Below are 24,266 nucleotides of genomic sequence, written 5' to 3'. Positions count from 1 at the left end.
GGTCAGGGACCTGAGGCGGAGGCTCCCCGGTTCGGGGCCCGGAGGCGGGAGCCGCCGACGGCCGGTCCCCGAGGCGGATGCCGCCGGTGCTCAGGCCCCCAGCAGCGGCCCGCCCGCCGCGAGTGTCTGCGTCAGCCGCTCCCGTGCCGCCGTGTCGCACGGCACCGCCGCGTACTCGGCGCCGCGCGCCGTCCCCCACCGCCGCGCCACCGCCGCCGGATCCTCGCCCAGCAGCAGCCCCGCCGCCTGCGCCGCCGCGCCCAGCGCGACCAGCTCGCGGGCCTCCGGCACCACCACCGGCCGCCCCGAGAGGCGGCGCACGGTGTCCCGCCACGCGGCCCCGCGCGCTCCGCCGCCGATCAGCAGCAGCGGCGCGTCGGCCGGCACGTCCTCGTCCACGATCCGGTCCAGCGCCTGGAGCAGCGCGAACATCGCGCCGTCGTACGCCGCCTGGAGCACCTGGCCGGGCGTCGTGTCGTGCCGCAGACCGTGCAGCAGCCCGGACGCCTGCGGCAGGTGGGGCGTGCGCTCGCCGTCGAGGAAGGGCAGCAGCACCGCCGACCCGCCGGGCTCGACGGCCTCCCGGTCCAGGCCCAGCAGGGCGGCGATCCGGTCCACGGCCAGCGTGCAGTTCAGGGTGCAGGCCAGCGGCAGCCAGTCGCCGCGCGCGTCGGCGAAACCGGCGACCGTGCCCGTCGGATCGCCGGCCGGGCGCCGGGTGGACACCGCGTAGACCGTGCCCGAGGTCCCCAGGCTCAGTACGGGCTGCCCGGGGCGCAGCCCGAGCCCCAGCGCCGCCGCCATGTTGTCGCCGGTGCCCGCGGCGACCAGCGCGCCCCGCGGCAGCGGCAGTTCACCGGCCCGCACGGTGCCCGCCGCCTCGCCCGGCACCGCGACCCGCGGCAGCGCCTTCGGGTCCAGTCCGATGTGCCCGAGGATCTCCTCGTCGTACGCCTCCTCGGCAGGCGACCACCAGCCGGTTCCCGAGGCGTCGCCCCGGTCGGTGACCGCCTCGCCGCCGAGGCGCTCGGTGAGATAGTCGTGCGGCAGCCGTACTGCCGCCGTCGCGTCGGCCGCCGCGGGCTCGTTCTCCCGCAGCCACGCCCACTTCGTCACGGTGAACGTCGGCAGCGGCACGCTGCCCACCCGCCGCGCCCACGCCCGCGGCCCGCCGTGCTCCGCCAGCAGCCGCCGCTGCTGGGGCGCGGACCGTACGTCGTTCCACAGCAGCGCCGGACGCACCGGCCGGCCCGCCGCGTCGAGGGTCACCAGGCCGTGCTGCTGGCCCCCGACGGACACGGCCGCCGCCTGCCGCGCGGCGTCACCGCACTGGCCCAGCGCCTCGCCGAGCGCCCGCCACCACTGCTCGGGGTCGCTCTCCTTGCCTGCGCCGCCAGGATCCGTACCACCCGCGGACGAACCGCCGGTGACCATGTGCGGAGCCTGGCCGCGGGCCACGATCTCGCCGGTCGCGGCGTCCACCACGAGCGCCTTGGTGGACTGGGTGGAGCTGTCCACGCCGACGACGAGCGGTCCCGCTGCCTGTGTGCCCATCACGTTCTCCCTCTTCGCACCGCGGGACGCCCCGCAGGATGCCGGGCACCGTGCCTGTCGCGGGGTTTCCCCGGCGTGCTGCCGCATATTAGTTTGGCCCCGCCGTAATGTGTGCGGTGCCATGACGCAGTGGCCGAGGAGCCGCGATGAGCTACCAGCCCGTGCCCGAGGACAGATTCAGCTTCGGCCTCTGGACGGTCGGCTGGCAGGGCCGCGACCCCTTCGGGGACGCCACCCGCCGCCCGCTGGACCCGGTCGAGACCGTCCACCGGCTGGCGGAACTCGGCGCGTACGGCGTCACCTTCCACGACGACGACCTGGTCCCCTTCGGCTCCGGCGACATCGCGCGCGAGGCGGCGGTCAAGCGCTTCCGCCAGGCCCTGGACGCCACCGGCCTGACCGTGCCCATGGCCACGACCAACCTTTTCACCCACCCCGTCTTCAAGGACGGCGCGTTCACCGCCAACGACCGCGACATCCGGCGTTACGCGCTGCGCAAGACCCTGCGCACCATCGACCTCGCGGCCGAGCTGGGCGCCCGTACGTACGTGGCGTGGGGCGGGCGCGAGGGCGCGGAGTCCGGCGCGGCCAAGGACGTGCGCGCGGCCCTGGACCGGATGCGGGAGGCATTCGACCTGCTCGGCCAGTATGTCGTCGAACAGGGCTACGACCTGCGGTTCGCCATCGAGCCGAAGCCCAACGAGCCACGTGGCGACATCCTGCTGCCCACCGTCGGCCACGCGCTCGCGTTCATCGAACGGCTGGAGCGGCCCGAACTGTACGGCGTCAATCCGGAGGTCGGCCACGAGCAGATGGCCGGCCTCAACGTGCCGCACGGCGTCGCCCAGGCCCTGTGGGCCGGCAAGCTCTTCCACATCGACCTGAACGGCCAGTCCGGCGTCAAGTACGACCAGGACCTGCGCTTCGGCGCCGGAGACCTGCGGGCCGCCTTCTGGCTGGTGGACCTGCTGGAGACGGCGGGTTACGAGGGCCCCCGGCACTTCGACTTCAAACCAGCGCGTACCGAGGACCCGGACGGGGTGTGGGCCTCGGCGGCCGGCTGTATGCGCACCTACCTGATCCTCAAGGAGCGCGCCGCGGCCTTCCGCGCCGATCCGGCCGTCCAGGAGGCGCTGCGCGCTTCCCGGCTGGACGAGCTGGCCCGCCCCACCGCCGAGGACGGGCCGGCCGGCCTGCTCGCGGACCGTACGGCGTACGAATCGTTCGACGTGGCAGCGGCCGCCGCCCGCGGCATGGCGTTCGAGCGGCTCGACCAGCTCGCCATGGACCATCTGCTGCGGGCGCGCTGACCCGTCCGGCCGAACAGCCCGCGCGGGAAGCGGATCTCCTCCGTCCGCTCGGTCATGGCGCGGGCCGCTCCTGCGGCGGCGGCTCCGTCTCGGGCACCTCGCTGATCCCGGCGGCCGCCGGGTCGAGCACCCGGGCCAGGAACGTCCGGGTCCGCTCGTGCTGCGGAGCGGACACCACCCGCTCCGGCGGCCCCTCCTCGACGATGACCCCGCCGTCCATGAACACCACCCGGTCGGCGACCTCCCGGGCGAAGCTCATCTCGTGGGTGACGACCAGCATCGTCATCCCGTCCTGGGCGAGCGAGCGCATCACCGCCAGGACGTCGCCCACCAGCTCCGGGTCGAGCGCCGAGGTCGGCTCGTCGAAGAGCATCAACTCCGGCTCCATGGACAGCGCGCGGGCGATGGCCACCCGCTGCTGCTGGCCGCCCGAGAGCTGCGCCGGGTACGCGGTCTCCTTGTCGCTCAGGCCCACCCGCGCGAGATTGGCGCGCGCGCCCCGTTCCGCCGCCGTCCGGCCGCGGCGCAGCACCCGCCGCTGGGCGATCGTCAGATTCTCCAGGACGGTCAGGTGCGGGAAGAGGTTGAACGACTGGAAGACCATCCCGATACGGCGCCGGACCCGGTCGATGTCCACGTCCGGGTCGGTGACCTCGGTGCCCGCCACGGTGACCCGGCCCGCGGTCGGCTCCTCCAGCAGGTTCACGCAGCGCAGCAGCGTCGACTTGCCCGACCCCGAGGGGCCGATGACGCACACCACCTCGCCGCGCTCCACGGAGAAGTCGATGCCCTTGAGGACCTCCAGCGCGCCGAAGGACTTGTGCAGCCCTTCGACCTCGATCGCCCGTCCTGCCGTCGCCGGCTTCCGTTCGGTGCGCACGGCGCTCACCTCGCCTTCGCGGTACGGGCCTCCAGCCGCCGGACCAACTGGCCCAGGGGGAGGGTGATGACGAGGTAGAGCAGGCCGGCGACGAGGATCGGCGTCAGGCTCTTGTGCTCGTTGAGGGCGTCCCGCCCGAAGTTGGCCAGCTCGAACTGGCCGAGCGACAGACCGAGCAGGTAGACCAGCGAGGAGTCCTTGGTGAGCAGGATCAGCTCGTTGGTCAGCGGTGGCAGGACGATCCGGAACGCCTGCGGTATGACGATCGAACGCATCGCGCGGCCCGGCGACATGCCCAGCGAACGCGCCGCCTCCGTCTGCCCCTTGGGTACGGCCTGGATGCCCGCCCGGATGGTCTCCGCCATGTACGCGGCGCCGACCAGGCCGAGCGAGAGCATCACGGTGATGTTCATGTCGAGCGCGACCTCGAAGGCGAGCGGCACGCCGAAGCCCAGCGCGATGAACACCAGCAGGGCCGGCACCCCGCGGAAGAACTCGATGTAGGTGACCGCGAGCCAGCGGTACGGCGGCACCTGCGACAGCCGCATCAGCGCCAGCACCAGTCCGAGCCCCAGGCCGAACCCGAAGCCGAGCAGGGTGTAGAGGACGGTGTTGACCAGCGCGGTGGTGATGATCTCGGGGAACAGCGCCTTGGCGACCGCGACGTCGAAGAACGCGTGGCGCAGCGTTCCCCAGTCGGCGACCAGGGCGAGGACGAGCACGGCGGCGGCCAGTACGGCGTACTGCGCGCCGCGCAGGAGGCGGGCCCTCCGGCGTCGGGACAGGGGCATCGGTGTCGGCTCCTCATGCTGGCCGCGGAATCAGCCCTGCTGGGGCGTGGTGCCGAACCACTTCTTGTAGATCCGGTCGTAACTGCCGTCGGCACGGGCCTTCTTGAGCACCTCGTTGATCTTCTCGCGCAGCGCGTCGTTGCCGGTGCGCACCCCGATCCCGTAGTGCTCGCCGGTGTCGAACTCCGCGGTCACCGCCGTGTCCGGGTTCTGCTTGACGTAGTCGAACAGCACTCCGTTGTCGTTGATGCCCGCGTCCACCTGCCCGGATTTCACGGCGGTGAGCAGCAGCCCCAGGTCCTCGAACTCGACCAGCTCGACGCCCGCGCCGTGCTTCTTGGCGTACTCGGCGCCGGTGGTGGCCTTCTGGTAGCCCAGCTTCCCGCCCTTGAGGTCCTCGATCTTCTTGTAGGGCTTGCCCTTCTTGGTGATGAGCGCCTGGGTGGCGTTGAAGTACGGGTCGGAGAAGTCCATGACCTTGTCGCGCTTGGCGTTGATGGTCATGCCCGCGGCGGCCAGGTCGCACTTGCGGATGGCGAAGTCCTGGCCGGTCTCGATGCCCTCGAAGGGCGTGTTGACGATCTCCTGCGGCACCTTCAGTTCCTTGGCGACCAGGTCGACCAGGTCCACGTCGAACCCGACGATCTTGCCTTCCTTCTTCACCTGGAACGGCGCGTACGGCAGGTGGGTGCAGGTCTTGAGCGTGCCGGGAGTCACGAGCTGGACACCCGAGGCCGACTTCCCGTCGGACGCTTCGCCCGACTTCGTGCTGGTGCAGCCCGCGGTGAGCAGGGCGGCGGCCGCGACGAGGGCGGCCGTGGCGGACATCGAGGAGCGAACGGACACGGGTCCTCCGGATCAGGATGCGGCCCAACCCTCACCGTTCGAAGGTGAGTTGGCTGCATCCTGCCACCGGCCAGGGCCGATGTCGCCGCCGCCGGTGTTGCGACCGGGTAACGACCGGTCCCGTTCGATGCCGCCACGGCGCCGTGCGCGGCGCGAATCAGCCGGTCAGCTCCCGTGCCAGCGCCGCCACCGCGTCCGGCCCCACCCGGCAGCAGCCGCCGACGAGCCGGGCCCCCGCGGCGGTCCACGCCGCGACCCGGTCCGCGCTGAAGGCGGGCGTACCGCGCCAGGCGCGTGCCCGCGCGTCCCAGCGCTCACCGCTGTTCGGGTAGACGACCACCGGCTTGCCGGCCGCGCGGGCCGCCACCGCCACCGCCCGGTCGGCGTCCTCGGGAGTGCAGCAGTTCACGCCCACCGCGACCACCTCCGGGACATCCGCGGCGAGCGCGAAGGCGTCCACCAGCGGCTGCCCGGCCCGGGTGCGGTCCCCGGCCGCGCTGAAGGACAGCCAGGCGGGCACCCCGAGGCCGCGCACCGCCCGCAGCAGGGCCCGCGCCTCGTCCGTGTCCGGCACCGTCTCCAGCGCCAGTACGTCGGGTCCGGCCGCGGCCAGCACCTCCAGCCGCGGCCGGTGGAACCGCTCCAGTTCGGCCACCGGCACCCCGTAGGCGCCCCGGTACTCGGAGCCGTCCGCCAGCATCGCGCCGTACGGGCCGGCCGACGCGGCGACGTACAGCGGCCCCGCCGCGCCGGCCGCCGTCGCCTGCCGCGCCGCCTCGCGCGCCAGCTCCACACTGCGCCGCAGCAGTCCGGCGGCCTCCGCCTCCCCGATGCCCCGCGCGGCGAACCCTTCGAAGGTCGCCTGGTAGCTGGCGGTGATCGCCACCCGCGCCCCCGCCTCGTAGTACGCGCGGTGCGCCGCGACCACGGCGGCGGGGTCCTCGGCGAGCAGCCGCGCCGACCACAGCGCGTCGCCGAGGTCGTGCCCGGCGGACTGGAGTTGGTTGGACAGCCCGCCGTCCAGGACGAGCGGGCCCGCGGCCAGGGCGGCGGCGAACGAGGGGGCGGCTGAGGTGTTCATGGCGCCCAGCCTCTCACCCGGGCCCGCCCGCACGCTGCCCTGTGCGCGGCCGCCCGGGTCACTCCGCCTGGACGGCCTGGATGTCCAGCTCGACCCGGATCGTGGCGCCGATGGCCGCGATGCCGCGCGCGAGCATCTTGCGCCAGTCGAGGGTGAAGTCCTCCCGGTGCAGTTCGGTCACCGCGCTGCACGCGGTCCGCGTCTCACCGCCCATGCCGGTGCCGAGGCCCAGGTAGCGGGTGTCCAACTGCACCGACCGGCTGACGCCGTGCAGGTGCAGCACCCCCTGCACGGCCCAGCGGGCGCCGCCCTTGTGCACGAACCGCTCGCCGGTGAACTGCAGGTACGGGTAGCGCGCCGCGTCCAGGAACTCCGCCGAGCGCAGATGGTCGTCGCGCATCTTCACACCCGAGTCGATGCTCGCCGCGTCGATCGTCACCTCCACCCGCGAGTCCCGCATGTCCGGCGCGATCCACAGGCCGCCCTCGAAGTGGTTGAACCGGCCGTGGATCTCGGCCAGTCCGATGTGCCGGGCGGTGAAGCGGATGGACGAGTGGTCGGGGTCCAGCCGCCACTGTCCCGGCGTGGGCATCGGCGGCGCCGGGGCCGGTTCCAGCTCCACCGTGCGCGGCACGGTCCGCTCGCCCTCGGTCACCAGGCTGTCGAACCGCTCCGGACGGAAGCCGTCGCAGGTGATGACCACGTGGTAAGCGGCGGGGGCCAGCGTCGCGGTGAACCTGCCGTTGGGATCCGTCTGGCCGCGCGTGACCTCGGCGCCGCCGGTGTCGCGCACCGATATCCCGGCCCGTGCCATCGGCAGCCCGACGGGGTCCTGGACGCTGAGGTCCAGCGCCCCGGCACCGCGCGGGATCGGGGCCGGGGCAGGGGCACTGCGGGCGGAGCGGTCACGAAGGCGGGTGAGGATGGCGAGCGCCATGACAGGACGGGGCCTCTCGGTCAGTTGTGTCGAAAAAGGTGCATCTCCATCCTGTCATTGCTTTGGACCGCTGAGGACGACGGCTGTCAATACCCGGTGAAACGTGAAATTCATCGCACCGGGCACAAGGTGAGGGCGAACCGGGCGGGCGCCACCGTCAGCTCGTACCGCGGCAGCACCCCGGGGCCGCAGGAAGCGCTGCCGATGCCGTGTTGGGCGTGGTCGAGGTGGAGCCAGATCCCGTCGCCCGGGGTGAGGTCGGTGGTGTGCCGCGCGGCGTCCAGCAGCTCGCTCGACCAGCGGCGCGCGGAGAACCAGAAGGACGGCTCGCCCTCGACGCGCAGGGCCGAGCCGTCAGCGCGGGACAGCTCCGCCCACCGCACGTCCGCCCGTGCCCCGTTCTCCTGCGGCCGCACGTACGGCGTCTGCAGCGCGTCCACCGGCATGCGCCACAGCCCCGTGCGGGCCGCCGCCCTCGTGTCCGGATACGCCTCGCCCGGGCCGCCGCCGTACCACCGTGCCGTCGAGAGGCTGCCGCACACGCCCAGCCGCACGCCGAGCCGGGGCAGCGGGCAGGGCCAGTCGCCGTACGGCCGGACCGACACCTCCAGCCGCAGCCGCCCGGCGTCGGCGGTCCAGCGGTAGTCCGTGTCGAGCGCGAGGTCCGTACCGGCCGGCGCGACCCGGGTCCGCACCACCACCGCGTCGCGGTCGCACTCCAGGGACGCCAGCCGGTGCCGCATGCGGTGCAGACCGATGCGGCGCCACTGTTCGGCGCGGTGCGGGCCCGGCTGCCAGGGCGCGCCCTCGTCGTTGTCGGTCGGCGCCCGCCACACGTCCAGCCGGGGGCCCGTCAGTTGGCAGCCGTCGAGATACCGGAGCACACCGGTGGTGGCGTCGAAGGCGCCCGGGCCGAGGAGGATGAGGTTGCCCTCGCCGCGCCGGGGAGACGCGCCCGGGACGGCCGGGCGCGGCACGGGGCGCGGCGGCGCGGCGGGTAGCTGTCCCCAGGCGACCTCGTGGCCGGCCGCGGCCCACGCGGTGTCCTCGGCCAGTAACGCCCGCACCGTCCACAGAGCCTCGCGGCCGCGCCGCCCGGCGGGCTCCGGGGGCAGCGCCACCTCGGCGTGCGCGCCGGGGGCGAGCGGTGGCACGGCCAGCGGCCCTTCGGCGAGCACTTCGCCCTCGGCCTCGTAGGACCAGCGGAACGCCAGGTGGCGGAGGCCGGCGAAGTCGTGCAGGTTGGTGATCCGGACCGCGCCCGGGCCGCCGTTCCGCTCGCCGCCCTCCTTGCCCGTGCCGCCGATCCGTACCGGTTCGACGACCTTCTTGAACTCGGCCAGCCCGGGTGACGGCACCCGGTCGGGGAAGACCAGCCCGTCGCAGACGAAGTTGCCGTCGTGCAGCTCCTCGCCGAAGTCGCCCCCGTACGCGTGGAACACCTCGCCGTGCGGCGTGCGCTGCCGCAGCCCGTGGTCGATCCACTCCCAGACGAAGCCGCCCTGGCAGCGCTCGTACGTCTCGAAGAGCCGCTGGTACTCGCTCAGCCCGCCGGGCCCGTTGCCCATCGCGTGTGCGTACTCGCACAGGAGGAACGGCAGGGCGCGGCGCCGGGCGTCCGCCGCCGGATCGGCGAGCGGCTCCTCCTCCCGCCGGCCGATCCGTTCGACCTCGGCGTGGTCCGCGTACATCCGGGAGTGGACGTCGGTGTCGGCACAGGACGGGTCGCCCTCGTAGTGCAGCGGGCGGGACGGGTCGCGGTCGCGTGCCCAGGCGGCCATGGCGGACAGGCCGCGGCCGGTGCCGCACTCGTTGCCCAGCGACCACATGATCACGCTGGGGTGGTTCTTGTCCCGCTCGACCATCCGGCGCATACGGTCCAGCAGCGCCGGGGTCCACGCGGCGTCGTCCACCGGGTTGCCCCGCCAGCCCTGCTGGTGGAAGCCGTGCGTCTCCAGGTCGCACTCCTCGACGACCCACAGGCCCAGCTCGTCACAGAGGTCGAGGAAGGCGGGGTGCGGCGGGTAGTGGCTCGTACGGACGGCGTTGACGTTGTGCTGTTTCATCAGCAGCACGTCGCGGCGCATCGCCTCGGGGCCCAGCGCACGGCCGTACCGCGGATCGAACTCGTGCCGGTTGACGCCGCGGAACAGGACGCGGCGCCCGTTGACCTTCAGCAGGCCGTCCTCGACGCGAACGGTACGGAAGCCGACGCGCAGCGGAACGCGCTCGCCGGGCGTGCGCAGTTCGGCGTCGTACAGATGCGGCACCTCGGCCGTCCACGGGGTGACCGGCACCGACGCGCTCTCTCCTGTCGCCAGGTCCAGGCCGAGCGCGGGGACGGTGACCCGGCCGGCCGGCGCGCAGTCCACCCGGAGGGTGCCCAGGCCGGTGCGGTGGTCGTACGAGGCGTGCACGAAGTGGTCCAGGACGGCGCCCGAGGGGCGGTGGTGCAGCGTGACGTCCCGGAAGACGCCGGGCAGCCACCACTGGTCCTGGTCCTCCAGATAACTGCCCGAGGACCACTGGTGGACGCGGACCGCGAGCACGTTGCGGCGCGCCCGCAGCAGGTGGCCCACCTCGAACTCGTGCGGCAACCGGCTGCCCTTGAAATGCCCCAGCTCCCTTCCGTTGAGCCATACCCGGGCACAGGACTCCACACCTTCGAAACGCAGCAGGGCGGGCCCGGGTTCCCACCGCTCCGGGAGGTCGAAGGTGTGCCGGTGGTCCCCTGTCGGGTTCTCGTCGGGCAGCCGCGGCGGGTCGACGGGGAACGGATAGCGGGTGTTGGTGTAGGCGGGCGCGCCGTGGCCCATGAGGACCCAGTGGCCCGGTACGCGCAGGTCGCACCAGTCCGTGTCGTCGAAGTCCGGCCGGGCGAAGGAGGTGTCCGCGGAGCGGGCGGTCGGCAGGAGCCGGAAGCGCCACGCCCCGTGCAGCGACATCCGCCGCGCGTCCGAGCGGGCGAACCAGGCACGCGGCGGCCGGCAGCCCCGGCCGGGGGACACGTCCTCGTGGTAGGGGAGGCGCCGTGGTGGGCGGGGGACGGGCGGGGCAGCCCCGCGGTGGGAGGAGGCGGTGGCGTGCCGTACGGGGGCGGTGTGCTCGGCGTCGGACGCGGTACGGGGGCCGACGTGCTCGGCGTCGGACAGGGGCAAGGGTCCTCCTCGCTGCGGGGACACGGCAGGGGCGTGGGGGATCACGCCAGCGAACCACGCGGCGCGGCGCGCCGCGACCACATACGGGTGATTGACCGCTGAAGCATTCGCTCCGCGCCGCACATGCCCCCGAGCGTCCCCGTTCGTGCCGGGGGAGGGTGGCGCGCGCGGGATCCGGATCGGCCGGTGAGAACCGGCCGTCCCCGGGCACTCAGGCAGCATGAACGATTCACCGAAGAACCCGGACCCGGTGCCGGAGCACACCGCCGGCCTGGAGCCCGGCGGCGGTGTGCCGCCGGGCGAGACACCGCCCGCCGAGGGCAGCACCCCGGACGCCGGGCCCCAGGACACCCACAACCCCACCCGCGGCTGGGCCAAGGGCCCGGTGCTGGCGCTCGCCGTCGTGGTGATCCTCGTCGCCGCCTTCTTCATCGCCCGCATCTGGGGCGTGTAGCCACCCGGACCGGGGACGGGCAGACGCTCAGCAAGGCTTGCGCAACGGCCCCGTGTAGTCGCGGAACAGCAGGATCCGGCCGTCCCGGATGCGGCACACCTGCACCGAGCGGCCCTCGAACGCCTCGCCACGCCCCACGCCCTTGGCGAGCATCTCCGCGACGACCACCTCCGGGTCCTCGGTGCGGTGGACGGCGAGCGTTTCGAGCGCGTCGACGCGCAACGCGGACATCGCCGCCCGCGCGAACGCGCGGATCGCCTCCCGGCCCTCGATACGGTCCGGCACGTCCGGGCCCGCGAACGGCAGCTCGATCACACCGTCCGGCGCGAACAGCTCCGCGAAGGCGTCCGCGTCCTGCCCGGTGACCGCGGCGCACCGCCGTTCGAGGACGTCCAGGGGGCTCACAGCAGGCACGGTGCCTCCGATCGGCCGCACGCCGGGCCGGCGCGGCGTGCGCGCCGGCCTCTGACGCGGAGCAGAGTAGCGCCGCCCCGCACGGGCAGTCAGCCCACGCGGCACGGGCGGCGGCCCGCCGCATCCGGACCCGGCCGCCCACCGGCTAACCGCCCTCCTCGTCACCACCACCTCGGACAGCCGTGAGAGCCGCTACGAGGGCCGACGCGGGGTCCTCGGCCGCCGGTCCCGCGGGCACCCACTGCCCGCGCTCCTTCAGATACGGCCACCACCGGCCGTCCCGCCCGTATCTGAGCTGGGCGCCGCCGCCGACCACGGTCCAGCGGTTGCGGTCGTGGCGCAGCCGTGGCCGCGGCTCGCCGTCCTCCCAGGCGGTGGCGAGCTGGGCCGTGGCCCGGGCGAGAGCCGCCGGTTCCGCGGTCCACTCCTCCTCCAGGGCCGCGAGCGCCGGCGCGCCGCCGTACTCCCACGCCCGTACGGCCAGGGCCAGCGCCTTGGCCGTACGTCCGGAACCGGACGCCAGGCGTGCCGCGACCCGGGGGCCCGGACCGGCCGCCGCCAGCCGTACGGCGTCCTGCGCGCGGGTCAGCGCAGCCTGCGGGGGCGCGTCGGCGTGGCCGGGGGCCAGCGCGTCGGCCAGCAGCCGCTGGGCGCGCGCTGCCGTGGCGCCCACCAGGAACTCCAGCGCCGCCGCGTCCACGCCGGGCGCCGGAGCCGTCCCCCCTCCGAGGACGGGCGCGGCGCCCGGCTCGTCCACGGCCGGCGGGGGCGGCGGCAGCGGCGGCAGGATGTCACGGGCCGCGTACGCCTCCGCCGCAGGTATGCCCTCGGCTGCCGCCTCCACCACGGACCCGCCGGACGCGAACTGCTCAGCGGCTTGCCGTGCGCGTGAGACGGTGCGGGCCTGGAGGTCGTCCAGCAACTCCTGTTCGCCCCGCCCGCGCATCAGCAGCAGCACGAAAGGGTCCTCGTCCAGCAAGCGCGCCGTCTGGTGGCAGAGCGCGGCAGTGTGGGAACAGTGATCCCACGCCCCGCATCCGCACTCCGCCTCCAGGTCACCGATACCGGGAAGCAGGTCGATGCCGGCGGCGGCCGCGTCCTCCACCAGGTGCGGCGGCATGTCGTGGTCCAGCAGCGCCGCGATGTGCCCGGCCCGGTCCGCGACCAGGTCCAGGAAGCGGTCCCAGTCCGCCGCGCTCAGCTCGTGGAGCAGCACGTCGCAGCGGTACGGCGTACCATCACGGCCCTGGACGACCGCGGTGATCCGGCCCGGCCGTACGGAGACCGCGCCCACCGCGCCCGCCCGCGCGTACTGGCGGCCCTGCTTGACCTGCCGGCCGTCCAGCGCGCTGTCCGCCAGCGCCTTCAGCCAGGCCAGCCCCCACCAGGTCCGCGCGAAGGCATGGCCGCGCGCGGGCGGCAGGGCGGCGAAGACGCGCTCCCGGGCCGGTGCCGGCCGGTACGCGTCCTCTTGGCGGACGTTCTCCCGCATGTCGGTCCGCTCGCTCATCGCTCGCTCCCCCGCAGTGCCACCAGGTCCGCCAGCTCGGCGTCGGTGAGTTCGGTCAGCGCGGCCTCGCCGGAGCCGAGCACCGCGTCCGCCAGCCGCTGTTTGCGCGCGAGCAGGCCGGCGATCCGGTCCTCGACCGTGCCCTCGGTGATCATCCGGTGGACCTGCACCGGCCGGGTCTGGCCGATGCGGTACGCGCGGTCGGTGGCCTGCGCCTCGACCGCCGGATTCCACCAGCGGTCGAAATGCACGACATGGGCGGCCCTGGTCAGATTCAGACCCGTACCCGCCGCCTTCAGCGACAGCAGGAACACCGGCACGTCGCCCTCCTGGAAGCGGCGCACCATCTCCTCGCGCCGCGCGACCGGTGTGCCGCCGTGCAGCAACTGTGCGGGCACACCGCGCCCCGCCAGGTGCGTTTCCAGCAGCCGCGCCATCCGCACGTACTGCGTGAACACCAGCACGCCCGCGTCCTCGGCGAGGATCGTCTCCAACAGCTCGTCCAGCAGCTCCAGCTTCCCGGAACGGCCCGCGATCAGCGGCCGCTCCTCCTTGAGGAACTGCGCCGGGTGGTTGCAGATCTGCTTGAGCGAGGTCAGCAGCTTGACGACCAGGCCGCGGCGCGCGAGGCCGCCCGCCTCCGCGATCTCGCCGAGCCCCTCGCGCACCGTCGCCTCGTACAGCCCGGCCTGCTCCTTGGTCAGTGCCACCGCCCGGTCGGTCTCCGTCTTCGGCGGCAGTTCGGGTGCGATCCCCGGGTCGGACTTGCGGCGGCGCAGCAGGAAAGGGCGGACGAGCCGGGCCAGCCGGTCGGCGGCGGCCGGGTCCGTACCGCCTTCGACGGCCGTGGCGTAGCGCTCGCGGAAGCGGCCCAGCGGGCCGAGCAGGCCCGGCGTGGTCCAGTCGAGAATGGCCCACAGTTCGGACAGGTTGTTCTCGACCGGTGTGCCGGTGAGCGCCACCCGGGCGCCCGCCGGAAGGGTGCGCAGCGTCCTGGCCGTTGCCGAGAACGGGTTCTTGACGTGCTGCGCCTCGTCGGCGACGACCAGGCCCCAGCGGGTCGCCGCGAGCTTCGCCGCGTCCAGCCGCATCGTGCCGTACGTGGTGAGCACGAACGCGCCGTCCTCCAGGCCGGCGAGACTGCGCCGGTCCGCGTGGAAGCGGCGCACCGGGGTGCCGGGCGCGAACCTCTCGATCTCGCGCTGCCAGTTGCCCATCAGGGAGGTCGGGCAGACGACGAGCGTGGGACCGGCGGAGGCGGGGTCGCTCTGCCGGTGCAGGTGCAGGGCGATGAGGGTGATGGTCTTGCCCAGGCCCATGTCGTCGGCGAGACAGCCGCCGAGGCCGAGCGAGGTCATGCGGTGCAGCCAGTCGAGGCCGCGTAGCTGGTAGTCGCGGAGGGTGGCGGTGAGGGCCGCGGGCTGGGCGATGGGGGGTTCGGGGGCGGGTGGTCCGGCGTCCCCTCCCGGTCCATCGGCCTCCGGTACGGGCTCTGTGGAGGCGCCCGGTTGGGACGTGCCGGGTATGGACGCGCCCGGTAGGGACATGCCGGGCACCGACGCGCCCGGTGCGGCGCCGTCCGGTGCCGTGAGCCGGTCGCGGAGGCGGGCCAGCCAGCCGGACGCCTGCACCTCCACGCGCTCGCCGTCCGCCGACTCGGCGGTCCCGGTGAGCGCCGCGCCGAGTGCGTCGATGGGCCGCACCGTGCGGTCCGCGCGCTCCCGGGCCGCCCGCAGGGCCTCCGGATCGACGAGAACCCACTGGTCACGCAGCCGTACGAGCGGACGTCCCGCCTCGGCCAGCCGGTCCAGCTCCGCCCTGCTGATCTCCTGGCCGCCGACGGCGAAACGCCAACTGAACGAGAGCAGCGCGTCGGCGGAGAGGAAGGACGGTACGCCGGATGCCGCCCGGCCCTGACCGGGGGCATCGTCATCCCGGCTGCCCGGTGCCGTACGCGGCGCGCCGTCCTGGCCGCTGTTCCGGTCGCCGTCCTGACCGCCGTCCTGGTCGGGTGGCCCCACCACCGCCCGCGTGCTGAGCCCGCGAACCAGGTCCCGGGGCCAGTGCACCCGCACGCCCGCGGCGGCCAGTGCCCGGGCGGCCGGGCCGAGCAGCTCGGCGACCTCCTCGTCGGCGAGCTCCACCGCGTCCGGTACGGCGGCGGACAGCAGGGGCGTGAGCGGCGCCCAGGCAGCGGCGGCGCGGCGCAGCGTGCGCAAGGTGTCCATCCGGGCCCGCGGGCCGAACGACTGCCCCATGGGGGAGGTGCCCGCCCACACCTCGGACACGTCGGCGACCAGGGCGGGGTCGGTGAGGTCGTGCAGTTGGAGCACGGCGGTGAACCCGGCGCGGCCGGTGGCGGCGGCCCCGGCCGCGCCGGTGTCCGTACCGGGCAGCCCGGCGACCTCGACACGCAGGGAGAGCCGTACGCCCGCGTCGTGCCCGGCCGCCACGTCGGCCGCCCAGTCGCGCTGTTCCGGAATGTGCTGCGGCTCGGGCGCGGCGAACACCGGCCCGCCGGTGACCAGGGCGGCGGCGGGGGAGCGGGGCAGCACGTCCGCCACCGCGTCCAGGAAGTCCCGTACCAGGCGCTCCGGTTCCGGCAGCAGTACGGGGCCGGGGCCGGTGGTGTCGGCGAGCGGGACGGCGTGCGCCTGCGGCGGGAGGGCCGCGGCCAAGGCGCGCAGCCGCTCGACATCGGCGGGGTCGAGCGGGCCCACGCGCCACGCGTCGTGGCCGCGACGGCTCACTCCGGGCAGCAGCCGCCCGCGGGCGGCGAGTTGCAGCGCCAGTACGGCGGCGGCACCCCAGCAGGCCGTTGCCGGGTCGGCCGTACGGGCCGTACGGGCGCGGGTGAGGACGGGGAGGGCGTCGGCTACGGGCAGCACGACGGCCGGTACGTCGATGAGGTCGACGCCCTCCTTGCCCTCCTTGCCCCCCTTGCCCTCCTTGTCCCCCTTGCTCTCCTTCTTGCCGCCACCGTGGTGGGCTTCGGTGACCGGGACGGCCACGGTCAGCGGCTGCGTCGGCCAGCCGGCCCCGAACCCCTCGCCGCCCGCCGTACCGTCCGGGCCCCGGACGTCCGGGTGCCCGTCGTCCGGATGCCGGCCGTCCGGACGCCAGAACGCGACCCGTCCCGCGCGGGGCGGGTCGGCGGGCAGGAAGACCGCTGCCCAGCGCGCGGGCGTGGACGGGGGAGCGGATGGTGCCGCGGGAAGAAGTGCCACGTGCAGCGAACTCCTCAAGTTTGACTACTGGCGACCGGAGCGCCCGAGGGTACAGCACGAACGGGAGTGGTGCCGACTTCCGCCGTGGCGGCCGTGGCGGCCGGACGATCTGTCGGCACGGACTGTCGGCACGGATGGAACCCGTGGGGCCGAAAAGGCGTTCAATGGGATACAGAGAGCGCGGCAACCGCCGCGGAAGGGACGTGAAGAATGTCCACGAACGCAAAGGTCGCCATCGGTGGCGTGGCGGTGGGAGTGATCCTGCTGTGGCTGCTGCCGTTCTGGGCGGCGCTGCTGGTCATGGTCGGTGTGCCGGCCGTGGCGTATCTGACGCTGGACCCCTCGCAGCGGCGCAGGCTGCGCCGGGTGACCCGCAAGGAGATAGGGCGCTGACCAGGTAGCCGGTCTCCGGCCGCCCGGCGGCGGGAGCCGGGCGGGCCGCGACGACGTCCCCGTCAGCGGACCCGTGGGCGGCCGGCCCACGGGTGGGGCGCCGCCACGGTCCACGGGCGAGTGGTCAGGCCGGCCGGACCGCCAGCGCTTCCAGGGCCCGCAGCAGACCCGGCAGTTCGGGCCCGCGTCCCACCGGCAGGATCTCGCCCGGCTGCTCGTCCAGGAGGACGAACGCGATGTCGTCGGTGCGGGCCACCATGCTCCATCCCGGCCCGTCCACGCGGAGCGTACGGGCCTCACCGGCGGCGAAGGACGAGCGGACGCGCCCCGGCGGAGGGGGATCCGTCACGTAACCGCGTGCCTCGGCCAGCGCCCGCCGCACCCCGGCGTGCGGCTGGGCACCCGGCGCGACGAACGTGACCCCGTCCTCGACCTGTTCACGCCAGGCCGCCCACCGCAGCGCGATCTCGTCCGCGCCCAGCCTCCGCTGGGCCGGTCCCCACCGCGCGGCGTCCGGCGGCCTGAGCACGGCCGGACCGCCCGCTTCCGGCTCCGGGTCGTGCGGCGCGGGCACCCCCGGTGCCGCGACGGCGAGCGCGAGCGGCCAGCCGGGCAGCGCTTCGACCACGCTGCCCTCGTCGGGTGAGAGGTCGTACTCCACCCCGCAGTCCCAGGCCGCGACGGCGCACGCCACGAGCGAGACGTCGTCCGTCACCACCGTCCAGCGCGCACCCAGCCCGTCCTGGCCGAGGACCAGGCCGTACCCCTCCTCGTACGGTTCGAGGCCGAGCCCGGCGCACACCTCCGGATAGTCGTCGCCGAGCACGCTCGGGAACTGCGCGGGCGTCAGCAGCACCGCCGTCAGCACGAGCAACTGATCGTCGTCGCCGCTCCCGGCCGTGGCCCCCTCGGCGTTGCCGGCCGTGGACGTACCGGCGCTCTCGGTCGTCACCCGGGCCTCCCCATCCGATGCGCTCTGACCCGCCCGGCCCCGGCCCGCGGCCACCGGCCCCGGTCCCCGGGCCCGCCCGCGCCGGACCGGAACCGGCCCGATCGTTCCGATCAGTCGTCGGCGCACCTTAGTTGGCCGGGCAGCCGGTTGTCACCAGCCCTACGCCACGGCCCCGGCTCTTCCCGCCGCGCCCGTGATCACCCGACACCCCGCCCCGCGTCCGCCCGACACCCCGTCCCGCCCGACACCCCGTCCCGCCCGGCGCCCCGCCCCATGCCGCCCGTCGCTCCCGGGCTCACGCCCCCGTCGTCCTCTCCGAGCCCCCTCCCCGGGCCCTCACGCAACCGGCAGGTTGAGCAGATCACGGGCCACCGTCCGCGGTGACTCCCCGCGCTCCCGGGCGAGCGCGATCACCGCCCGGCAGGCCAGCTCGTTGATGCCGAAGGCGAGCGCCTCGGGGGAGACCCATTCCGCCGTCTCGGCGCTGCGCTCGTCGTCCTCCTCGGCGCACGCCGCCACATGGGCCGCCGCGGCCTCGAAGATGTTGTGCCGCCCCTTCGCCTTCGCCCCGGGCGCCCGGGGCTCGTCGCTGCCCGGCCCGTACACCGCTGTGCGGACACGGGCGAAGAAGTCCCGAAGACCACGGAACACTCCGGAGATGCCACCCAAGAATCCGGTCATCGTGTCCCCCATTCCCGGTTCCCGTTCCGGTCGTTCCAGTGTGCCCGGGGCGCTTACGATGAGAACGTCGACGACGAAAGGGCGGGTACGCGGTGCGGCGATTTGACTGGCTCAAGGAGATCCAGCGGCTGGACCCGGAACGGGACTTCCTGCGTATCCACCGCATCACCACGACGTACGAATTCCCGTGGGACGTCGCACGCGCCCTGGAGCTGGCGCTCTACCGCACCTACGCCGTTCCCAGCATCGGCCGGCTGCTGGCCGAAACCGCCGAGCTGACCGACCGTACGCAAAAGCGCTACGACGACACCGCGCTCCTCCTGGACGCGGTGACGGAGCACGGCTTCGACACCGAGGACGGCCGGACCGCGATCCGCCGCATCAACCAGATGCACCGCAGTTACGACATCACCAACGACGACATGCGGTACGTCCTGTGCACCTTCGTGGTGGTCCCCGCGCGATGGCTGGATCAGTACGGGTGGCGGCGGCTGAGCGGGCACGAGAAGCACGCCTCGGCCGTCTACTACCGCACCCTCGGGCGCCACATGGGCATCAGCGGCATCCCGCAGAACTTCCAGGAGTTCGAGCGCTGCCTGGACGACTACGAGCACGCGCACTTCGGCTGGGACGAGGGCGGGCGCCGGGTCTCCGACGCCACGCTCGGCCTGATGGCGGGCTGGTACGGCCCGCTGGCCCCGGTGGTGCGCGGCGCGAGCAAGGCCCTGCTGGACGACACCCTGCTGGACACCTTCCGCTACGAGCGCCCCAGGCCGGCCGTCCGTGCGGCGGTGCGCGGCGCGCTGCGGCTGCGCGCCAGGTCCGTCCGTCTGCTCCCGCCGCGTCGGCGCCCGCACTACGCCCGTCAGAACCCCGAGATCAAGGGCTACCCGAACGGCTACACCATCGCCGGCCTCGGCACGTTCCCCCAGGGGCGCCCCACGGGCGGCTGTCCCGTGCCGCACTGAGACGTCCGTCGGACCGGCCCTGTCGGAGTCGCGGGCTCCGCGCCCCGGAGGCCTGGCGCCGGCCGCGCGGCCCCGAGCGCCGGGCGCGTCTCAAGCGCCCTGACGCACGGCCGTCACCAGATAACGGGCGTCCTCGTCCACGTAACGCACCATGTCCCACCCGGAACGCGCCAGCAGCGGCCGCAGGCTGGGCTCGGCCCGTACGTCGTCGGGGGCGATCCGGCGACCTTTCCGCGCCGCCAGCGCGGCGCGCCCGACCGGGTGGAACAGCGCCAGTCGCCCTCCGGGCCGTACGACCCTGGCGAGTTCCGCGAGGCCCGCACCGGGATCGGCCAGATGGGACAGCAGCGCGGCGGCGAAGACCGCGTCGAGCGCGGCGTCCGGCAGCGGGAGCCGCTGCACGTCGGCGAGCACCAGGGAGGCCAGACGCCCACGTCCGGCCCGTACGGCCGCCGCCAGCATCTCGGGCGTCAGGTCGGCGCCCAGCACCGTACCGCCGGCCCCGACGGCGGCCCGCAGGGCAGGTAGCGCCCTTCCCGTGCCGCAGCCCGCGTCCAGCACCCGGTCACCGGCACACAGCTCCATCGCCGCGACGCCCGCCTGATAGGCGGGACCGTCGTCGGGGAACCGCGCGTCCCAGTCGTGCGCCCGGGAGCCGAAGAACTCCCGCACGTCATGCGCCTGACCGGTGTCCGCGGGGACCTTGGCGGTGTCGTCGTTCATGCGGCAACTCTAGATGTCGCCGATCGCCCCGGGCCCCGGCCCGCGGACGAGGGCAGGGGCCGCGGTGGTTGGCAGCGCAACTGTTTCCTTTCGATGTCTTACGTTTCCGGCCGCCCGGCGCAATCATGCAGGCATGACGGACACGGGGAAGTGGAATTTCGTCGACCATTTCGGTGCCGATCCCAAGGGCCTCGTCGATGCGGCGGCTCTCCTGCAGAACGCGGTGACCACCATCTGTGACGCCGGCGGCGGAACCCTGGTGATTCCTCCCGGGCGTTACCGGATGCACAGCACGGGCACGGTGGTACCGGATTCGGGGAACCTGACCGTGATCGCCCACGGCGCCCATATTTTCCGCAGCGACACCTCCACCATCGACACGCTGTGGGGCGGTGGTTTCTCCCACGACGGCTACCGCGGCGCGTCCGACATCAGCATCCGTGGCGGCCTGTGGGACGGCGGTGCGAACAACCCGCTGCCGCTGGACATGTTCGCCTTCTGTTCCGCTGAGAACATTCTCTACGAGGACCTGGTGGTCGAGAACATTCCGGACTGGCACGCGATCGAGTTCCACGGCATCCGCAACGGCACGGCGCGCAACTGCGTCTTCCGGCGGTTCAAGGCCAGCACGCCGACCCGGTTCTTCTCCGAGGCGATCGAGGTCCAGGAGGCGCCGGACGGCACGCACAGCACCAACATCGTCGTGGACGGCTGCTCGGCCGACGGGTACGGAGCCCTGGTCGGCACGCACACGGCCACCTTCCCCGGCCGTTTCCACGACGGCCTGCGGGTGGTGAACAACAGGATCACCAACGCCAGGAACTATGCCGTACGCGCACACAACTGGCGCCACGCGGTCATCGCGAACAACATCATGGAGGACTGCAACAGCGGAATTCAGGTGCAGATGGACCCTTCCGCGCGGTATCAGTCGTGGTTCTGGTCGCAGACCGAGGACATCGTCATCGCGCACAATGTCCTGACGCACATGGGACTGGAGAAACAGCCGGGTCAGGGGCCCCGTTACGCCACCATCGGCGTGTATGGAATGTCGGACACGCCGATGGAGAACGTCGTCGTGACGGGCAACATCATCCGTGACTGGGCCAGTTCCCACGGCATCGCACTGCAATACGTCCACGAGGCCGTGGTCACCGGAAACGTCGTGAAGTACAGCCGGGGCGGCGACGGAACCGCGATACTGTTCACCTCCTGCTCCGGCGGAACGGCCACGGGAAACAACGTCCGTTACGCCGGTTCGGGGGTAGTCGGCGCCGAAGTCTCCGCCGGAAACAGGATCAGTCTGCGGTGAGCCCGGTGAGCCCGGTGAGCCCGGTGAGCCCGGTGAGCCCGGTGAACATGGTGGACACGGTGGCCGCGGCGCATGCGGTCAGCCGGTCACCCGGGCCAGCGAGAACCCGTCGTAACCCTTGCTGCCCACGGTCTGCACCGCGGTGGCGGTCAGTTTCGGATTCCCGGCGATGAGTTCCAGGAACCGGCGGATGCCGCGGATCGAGGGATCCGTGCTGCCGGCGTCGGCGACGTCCCCGCCGCGTACGACGTTGTCGCCGATGATCAGGCTGCCGGGGCGGGTGAGTTCGAGGACCCGCTCCAGGTAGTGCGGGTTGTTCGGCTTGTCCGCGTCGATGAAGACCAGGTCGAACGGTTCGGCGCGCTCGTCGACGAGCCGTGCGAGGCTGTCGAGCGCCGGGGCGACGCGGACCTCGGTACGCTCCGCGAGCCCGGCGCGCACCAGGTTCGCGCGGGCCACGGCGGCGTACGCGGCGTTGGCCTCTAGGGAGATCAGGCGGCCGTCGGCGGGCAGGGCGCGGCCGAGCCAGATGGTGCTGTAGCCACCGAGCGTGCCGATCTCCAGAATGCGCCGGGCGCCCTGAATCCGGGCGAGGAGGTGGAGCAGCTTGCCCTGGGTGGGGGTGACGTTGATGCGGGGGAGGCCGGCCGCTTCGCTGTCGCGCAGCGCTGCGTGCAGCGCTTCGTCGGCCGGGGCGAGCAAGGAGTTGAAGTAGTCGTCGACAGTGTTCCACTGCTGCTGAGACATGCGGTCCCTTCGCCTACCTAGTTAGGTGTGCTAACCAAACTAGCAGGGGGCGGGGCGTACGTCTGTTGGAGTGACGTCCGCGCGGAACGCCGATGCCGACCCCGGACCCCGGACCCAGGTCCGCGGTCCCCGGCCCCCGGTCCCCGGCCCTCAGGTCCGGTGTCCCCGCTCGTGCAGCGGCGTGAGGTGGTCGCACAGTTCGCACCGCGGCGCGTCGCGGGCGGCCCTGATGCCGAGCAGCGGCTCACCGCAGATGGCGACGAGCGGCCGAACGGTCGACTCGCGCGGATGGCAGATGCGGCAGACGTTGTGCCAGGGACCTGCCTCGTTGTCCCCCGCGGCGGGAACGGCCGCGATGTCCGCGCCGGTGCCGGTGGCCTCATGAGTGGACATCATCAGCCTTCTTTCTCGCGCCCCGCCGGTACGTGGGCCGACCGGTGGCGCGGGCCTTCCCGCTGGTGGCGCCCGACCGGACCGTGGCCGGGGCCTACTCCCGAAGCGTACGAACTTGTCAACTCCGTGCCACGCTGTGTAGCGAAAGGAGTACGGTCCTCGCCATGGTTTTCGAGTCGCACGACGACCTCCACGAGGCACCCTCACCGCCTGCCGCCGGGTACGCAAACACCCCCGACGACAGTGTGATGGCTCTGAAAATCCTGGTGGCGGGCGGATTCGGGGTCGGCAAGACGACTCTGGTCGGCGCCGTGAGCGAGATCCGGCCGCTGCGTACGGAGGAGTCGCTGAGCCCGGCGGGCGCGGCGCTGGACGACGCCCGGGACGTCGTGCGCAAGCCCACGACCACCGTGGCGATGGACTTCGGCCGCATCACCATCAGGGCCGGGCTGTCCCTGTACCTCTTCGGGGCACCGGGGCAGGACCGTTTCTGGTTCCTGTGGGACGACCTGGCGCAGGGCGCGCTGGGTGCCGTCGTGCTGGCCGACACCCGCAGGCTGGAGGACTGCTTCCCGGCCGTGGACTACTTCGAGAACCGCGAGATCCCCTTCCTGGTGGCCGTCAACTGCTTCGCCGAGGCGCGCGCCTACGGGGCCGGCGAGGTGGCGCGCGCACTCGACCTGGATCGCGGCACCCCGGTGGTGCTGTGCGACGCGCGGGACCGCGACTCGGGGAAGGAAGTGCTGATACGGCTGGTCGAGCACGCCGGGCGGGTGCACACCGCCCGGCTGCTGGACTCGGTGGGGTGAGCGCGCGCCCACGACCGGCACGTTCCGCCGGGCCTCGCCGCCGGAGCACGGTCCGCGGGCATCAGCCGGCGAGGTCGGCGACGGCGACGACCTTGCTGATCCGGACCCGTACGAGCAGTTCACCCGGGACGCCGTTGCGCGCCCCGTACTCCTCGGCGCGCTCCTCGCCCATGTAGCGGGCCGCGATGCGGGTGGCCCAGGCGCGCACCTCGGCAAGCGCGTCGACGATCTCGGCCCGGCCCTCCACGACCGCGAAGCTGAACGGCGGCCGGTCGTCGTCCACGCAGAGCGCGACGCGGCCGTCGCGGGCGAGGTTGCGCCCCTTGACCGTGTCGGCGCCGGTGTTGAAGACTAGGTCGTCGCCGTCCAGCAGGAACCACACCGGTGCGATGTGCGGGCTGCCGTCGGCCCGTACGGTCGAGAGCTTGCCCGTGCGGGTGCCCTCGGAGAGGAAACTCTGCCACTCGTCCCTGCTCATTTTGCGTGCCATACCGCCATCCTGCGCCATGCGACGCGAGCGGGCCGTGCTGCCGCACCGAGCGCGTCCGGCCCGGCCGGGCCGCTTGCCCGGACGGCACAGGTGGTCCAGGCTTGCACGGCAGTTGCCCACGGGGACACGGGGAGGAAACGGAATGGCACCGAGCAGCGGACTCGACTGGCTGCTGGACGACCTGACCGAACGGATCGACCAGGTGCGGCACGCCCTGGTGCTGTCCAACGACGGGCTCGTGACGAGCGCGAGCGAGCGGCTGGCGCGGGAGGACGCCGAGCACCTGGCGGCGGTCGCCGCGGGGCTGCACAGCCTCGCCAAGGGCTCCGGTCGGCACTTCGAGGCCGGGCGGGTGCGGCAGACGATGGTCGAGTTCGACGACGGCGTGCTGTTCGTGACGGCGGCGGGGGACGGTAGCTGCCTGTGCGTACTGGCGGGGCCCGAGGCCGACATGGGACAAATCGCCTACGAAATGGCGCTGTTGGTCAACCGTGTGGGGGAACACCTGGGGGTCGCGGCGCGGCGACCGGAGAGTTGTCCACAGCGCTGAAGCCGGGGGTTGACCGACTGTCGCACCCCATCGCTATCGTCGTCACTGTCGGTAACGGACCGGCCGGGATCCGCTCCGGATCCCGC

Annotated in this window: 23 protein-coding genes; 7 read left to right on the top strand and 16 right to left on the bottom strand. The window is 73.5% G+C overall.

Annotated elements, in window-relative coordinates:
- Positions 1-90 precede the first annotated feature (90 nt).
- A complete protein-coding gene (gene xylB / locus ACH4EB_RS17250; protein ID WP_398348345.1) occupies positions 91-1,554 on the bottom strand; it encodes a xylulokinase in 1,464 nt (487 codons plus the stop codon).
- Between the two features lie 146 nt (positions 1,555-1,700).
- Between xylB and xylA the strand changes: the two genes are divergently transcribed.
- Positions 1,701-2,864: a xylose isomerase gene (gene xylA / locus ACH4EB_RS17245; protein ID WP_398348344.1), complete on the top strand. Its 1,164-nt coding sequence runs from the start codon at positions 1,701-1,703 to the stop codon at positions 2,862-2,864.
- A gap of 52 nt (positions 2,865-2,916) precedes the next feature.
- Here xylA and ACH4EB_RS17240 read toward each other — a convergent pair whose 3' ends face one another.
- The 6 genes from ACH4EB_RS17240 to ACH4EB_RS17215 all read right to left on the bottom strand — a co-directional run bounded on the left by ACH4EB_RS17240 (position 2,917) and on the right by ACH4EB_RS17215 (position 10,407).
- Entirely contained in the window at positions 2,917-3,753 is an 837-nt protein-coding gene (locus ACH4EB_RS17240; protein ID WP_398348343.1) for an amino acid ABC transporter ATP-binding protein, read from the bottom strand.
- Complete coding sequence (locus tag ACH4EB_RS17235) at positions 3,750-4,535, bottom strand: amino acid ABC transporter permease (RefSeq protein WP_398348342.1); 786 nt, start codon at positions 4,533-4,535, stop codon at positions 3,750-3,752. Before ACH4EB_RS17235 ends, ACH4EB_RS17240 begins: the two co-directional genes overlap by 4 nt.
- 30 nt (positions 4,536-4,565) lie before the next feature.
- The gene (locus ACH4EB_RS17230) at positions 4,566-5,363 is read right to left on the bottom strand and encodes an ABC transporter substrate-binding protein (RefSeq protein WP_398348540.1); all 798 of its coding nucleotides are present in this window, start codon (positions 5,361-5,363) and stop codon (positions 4,566-4,568) included.
- A gap of 175 nt (positions 5,364-5,538) precedes the next feature.
- Positions 5,539-6,462 carry a homocysteine S-methyltransferase gene (mmuM, locus tag ACH4EB_RS17225; RefSeq protein WP_398348341.1) on the bottom strand — a complete coding sequence of 308 codons (924 nt, stop codon included), beginning with the start codon at positions 6,460-6,462 and terminating at the stop codon, positions 5,539-5,541.
- A gap of 58 nt (positions 6,463-6,520) precedes the next feature.
- A complete protein-coding gene (locus ACH4EB_RS17220; RefSeq protein WP_398348340.1) occupies positions 6,521-7,399 on the bottom strand; it encodes a YceI family protein in 879 nt (292 codons plus the stop codon).
- A 110-nt stretch (positions 7,400-7,509) separates the two neighbouring features.
- Positions 7,510-10,407, bottom strand: coding sequence for a glycoside hydrolase family 2 TIM barrel-domain containing protein (locus ACH4EB_RS17215; RefSeq protein WP_398348539.1), 2,898 nt, complete (start codon positions 10,405-10,407; stop codon positions 7,510-7,512).
- Positions 10,408-10,777: 370 nt separating this feature from the next.
- On the opposite strand from ACH4EB_RS17215, the gene ACH4EB_RS17210 reads away from it, so the two are divergent.
- On the top strand, positions 10,778-11,011 hold the full coding sequence (locus ACH4EB_RS17210) for a DUF6480 family protein (protein ID WP_398348339.1): 234 nt from the start codon (positions 10,778-10,780) through the stop codon (positions 11,009-11,011).
- Positions 11,012-11,038: 27 nt separating this feature from the next.
- Here ACH4EB_RS17210 and ACH4EB_RS17205 read toward each other — a convergent pair whose 3' ends face one another.
- The 3 genes from ACH4EB_RS17205 to ACH4EB_RS17195 all read right to left on the bottom strand — a co-directional run bounded on the left by ACH4EB_RS17205 (position 11,039) and on the right by ACH4EB_RS17195 (position 16,162).
- Positions 11,039-11,416, bottom strand: a complete 378-nt coding sequence (locus ACH4EB_RS17205; protein ID WP_398348338.1) for a nuclear transport factor 2 family protein — start codon at positions 11,414-11,416, stop codon at positions 11,039-11,041.
- A gap of 154 nt (positions 11,417-11,570) precedes the next feature.
- Positions 11,571-12,917, bottom strand: coding sequence for an SWF or SNF family helicase (locus ACH4EB_RS17200; protein ID WP_398348538.1), 1,347 nt, complete (start codon positions 12,915-12,917; stop codon positions 11,571-11,573).
- Positions 12,918-12,931: 14 nt separating this feature from the next.
- Positions 12,932-16,162, bottom strand: a complete 3,231-nt coding sequence (locus ACH4EB_RS17195) for a DEAD/DEAH box helicase (protein ID WP_398348337.1) — start codon at positions 16,160-16,162, stop codon at positions 12,932-12,934.
- A gap of 210 nt (positions 16,163-16,372) precedes the next feature.
- On the opposite strand from ACH4EB_RS17195, the gene ACH4EB_RS17190 reads away from it, so the two are divergent.
- On the top strand, positions 16,373-16,555 hold the full coding sequence (locus ACH4EB_RS17190) for a hypothetical protein (RefSeq protein WP_398348336.1): 183 nt from the start codon (positions 16,373-16,375) through the stop codon (positions 16,553-16,555).
- A gap of 124 nt (positions 16,556-16,679) precedes the next feature.
- Here the strand turns inward: ACH4EB_RS17190 and ACH4EB_RS17185 are convergent, their stop codons facing one another.
- Together ACH4EB_RS17185 and ACH4EB_RS17180 are read right to left on the bottom strand one after the other, a co-directional pair.
- A complete protein-coding gene (locus ACH4EB_RS17185; protein WP_398348335.1) occupies positions 16,680-17,507 on the bottom strand; it encodes a hypothetical protein in 828 nt (275 codons plus the stop codon).
- Between the two features lie 336 nt (positions 17,508-17,843).
- Entirely contained in the window at positions 17,844-18,188 is a 345-nt protein-coding gene (locus ACH4EB_RS17180; protein WP_398348334.1) for a hypothetical protein, read from the bottom strand.
- 92 nt (positions 18,189-18,280) lie between these two features.
- Between ACH4EB_RS17180 and ACH4EB_RS17175 the strand changes: the two genes are divergently transcribed.
- A complete protein-coding gene (locus ACH4EB_RS17175; RefSeq protein ID WP_398348333.1) occupies positions 18,281-19,156 on the top strand; it encodes an oxygenase MpaB family protein in 876 nt (291 codons plus the stop codon).
- Positions 19,157-19,246: 90 nt separating this feature from the next.
- Here ACH4EB_RS17175 and ACH4EB_RS17170 read toward each other — a convergent pair whose 3' ends face one another.
- Complete coding sequence (locus ACH4EB_RS17170; RefSeq protein WP_398348332.1) at positions 19,247-19,879, bottom strand: methyltransferase domain-containing protein; 633 nt, start codon at positions 19,877-19,879, stop codon at positions 19,247-19,249.
- Between the two features lie 64 nt (positions 19,880-19,943).
- Here ACH4EB_RS17170 and ACH4EB_RS17165 point away from each other — a divergent pair, with 64 nt between their 5' ends.
- Complete coding sequence (locus tag ACH4EB_RS17165) at positions 19,944-21,191, top strand: NosD domain-containing protein (protein ID WP_398348331.1); 1,248 nt, start codon at positions 19,944-19,946, stop codon at positions 21,189-21,191.
- 78 nt (positions 21,192-21,269) lie between these two features.
- Here the strand turns inward: ACH4EB_RS17165 and ACH4EB_RS17160 are convergent, their stop codons facing one another.
- Together ACH4EB_RS17160 and ACH4EB_RS17155 are read right to left on the bottom strand one after the other, a co-directional pair.
- The gene (locus ACH4EB_RS17160; protein WP_398348330.1) at positions 21,270-21,938 is read right to left on the bottom strand and encodes an O-methyltransferase; all 669 of its coding nucleotides are present in this window, start codon (positions 21,936-21,938) and stop codon (positions 21,270-21,272) included.
- Between the two features lie 150 nt (positions 21,939-22,088).
- Complete coding sequence (locus ACH4EB_RS17155) at positions 22,089-22,334, bottom strand: hypothetical protein (RefSeq protein ID WP_398348329.1); 246 nt, start codon at positions 22,332-22,334, stop codon at positions 22,089-22,091.
- 245 nt (positions 22,335-22,579) lie between these two features.
- Between ACH4EB_RS17155 and ACH4EB_RS17150 the strand changes: the two genes are divergently transcribed.
- Positions 22,580-23,140 carry a GTP-binding protein gene (locus ACH4EB_RS17150; protein ID WP_398348537.1) on the top strand — a complete coding sequence of 187 codons (561 nt, stop codon included), beginning with the start codon at positions 22,580-22,582 and terminating at the stop codon, positions 23,138-23,140.
- Between the two features lie 61 nt (positions 23,141-23,201).
- Here ACH4EB_RS17150 and ACH4EB_RS17145 read toward each other — a convergent pair whose 3' ends face one another.
- Entirely contained in the window at positions 23,202-23,630 is a 429-nt protein-coding gene (locus ACH4EB_RS17145; protein ID WP_398348328.1) for a PPOX class F420-dependent oxidoreductase, read from the bottom strand.
- Between the two features lie 142 nt (positions 23,631-23,772).
- Here ACH4EB_RS17145 and ACH4EB_RS17140 point away from each other — a divergent pair, with 142 nt between their 5' ends.
- Positions 23,773-24,180 (top strand): roadblock/LC7 domain-containing protein, encoded by a 408-nt coding sequence (locus ACH4EB_RS17140; protein ID WP_398348327.1) that lies wholly within the window; start codon positions 23,773-23,775, stop codon positions 24,178-24,180.
- Positions 24,181-24,266: the final 86 nt, after the last annotated feature.

This window comes from Streptomyces sp. NPDC018045 (assembly GCF_044327445.1).
In the GTDB taxonomy this organism is placed as follows: Bacteria; Actinomycetota; Actinomycetes; order Streptomycetales; family Streptomycetaceae; genus Streptomyces.
The sequence above is the reverse complement of the archived record's forward strand: the minus strand, read 5'-3'. Positions and strand labels throughout refer to the sequence as shown.

Bases quoted from the DNA above. Each gene is read 5' to 3' on its own strand.
- ACH4EB_RS17145 (WP_398348328.1), bottom strand. From the start codon at position 23,630: ATGGCACGCAAAATGAGCAGGGACGAGTGGCAGAGTTTCCTCTCCGAG.
- ACH4EB_RS17160 (WP_398348330.1), bottom strand. From the start codon at position 21,938: ATGTCTCAGCAGCAGTGGAACACTGTCGACGACTACTTCAACTCCTTG.
- ACH4EB_RS17220 (WP_398348340.1), bottom strand. From the start codon at position 7,399: ATGGCGCTCGCCATCCTCACCCGCCTTCGTGACCGCTCCGCCCGCAGT.
- xylA (WP_398348344.1), top strand. From the start codon at position 1,701: ATGAGCTACCAGCCCGTGCCCGAGGACAGATTCAGCTTCGGCCTCTGG.
- ACH4EB_RS17210 (WP_398348339.1), top strand. From the start codon at position 10,778: ATGAACGATTCACCGAAGAACCCGGACCCGGTGCCGGAGCACACCGCC.
- mmuM (WP_398348341.1), bottom strand. From the start codon at position 6,462: ATGAACACCTCAGCCGCCCCCTCGTTCGCCGCCGCCCTGGCCGCGGGC.
- ACH4EB_RS17150 (WP_398348537.1), top strand. From the start codon at position 22,580: ATGGCTCTGAAAATCCTGGTGGCGGGCGGATTCGGGGTCGGCAAGACG.
- ACH4EB_RS17235 (WP_398348342.1), bottom strand. From the start codon at position 4,535: ATGCCCCTGTCCCGACGCCGGAGGGCCCGCCTCCTGCGCGGCGCGCAG.
- ACH4EB_RS17155 (WP_398348329.1), bottom strand. From the start codon at position 22,334: ATGATGTCCACTCATGAGGCCACCGGCACCGGCGCGGACATCGCGGCC.
- ACH4EB_RS17170 (WP_398348332.1), bottom strand. From the start codon at position 19,879: ATGAACGACGACACCGCCAAGGTCCCCGCGGACACCGGTCAGGCGCAT.
- ACH4EB_RS17180 (WP_398348334.1), bottom strand. From the start codon at position 18,188: ATGACCGGATTCTTGGGTGGCATCTCCGGAGTGTTCCGTGGTCTTCGG.
- xylB (WP_398348345.1), bottom strand. From the start codon at position 1,554: ATGGGCACACAGGCAGCGGGACCGCTCGTCGTCGGCGTGGACAGCTCC.
- ACH4EB_RS17230 (WP_398348540.1), bottom strand. From the start codon at position 5,363: ATGTCCGCCACGGCCGCCCTCGTCGCGGCCGCCGCCCTGCTCACCGCG.
- ACH4EB_RS17190 (WP_398348336.1), top strand. From the start codon at position 16,373: ATGTCCACGAACGCAAAGGTCGCCATCGGTGGCGTGGCGGTGGGAGTG.
- ACH4EB_RS17200 (WP_398348538.1), bottom strand. From the start codon at position 12,917: ATGCGGGAGAACGTCCGCCAAGAGGACGCGTACCGGCCGGCACCGGCC.
- ACH4EB_RS17140 (WP_398348327.1), top strand. From the start codon at position 23,773: ATGGCACCGAGCAGCGGACTCGACTGGCTGCTGGACGACCTGACCGAA.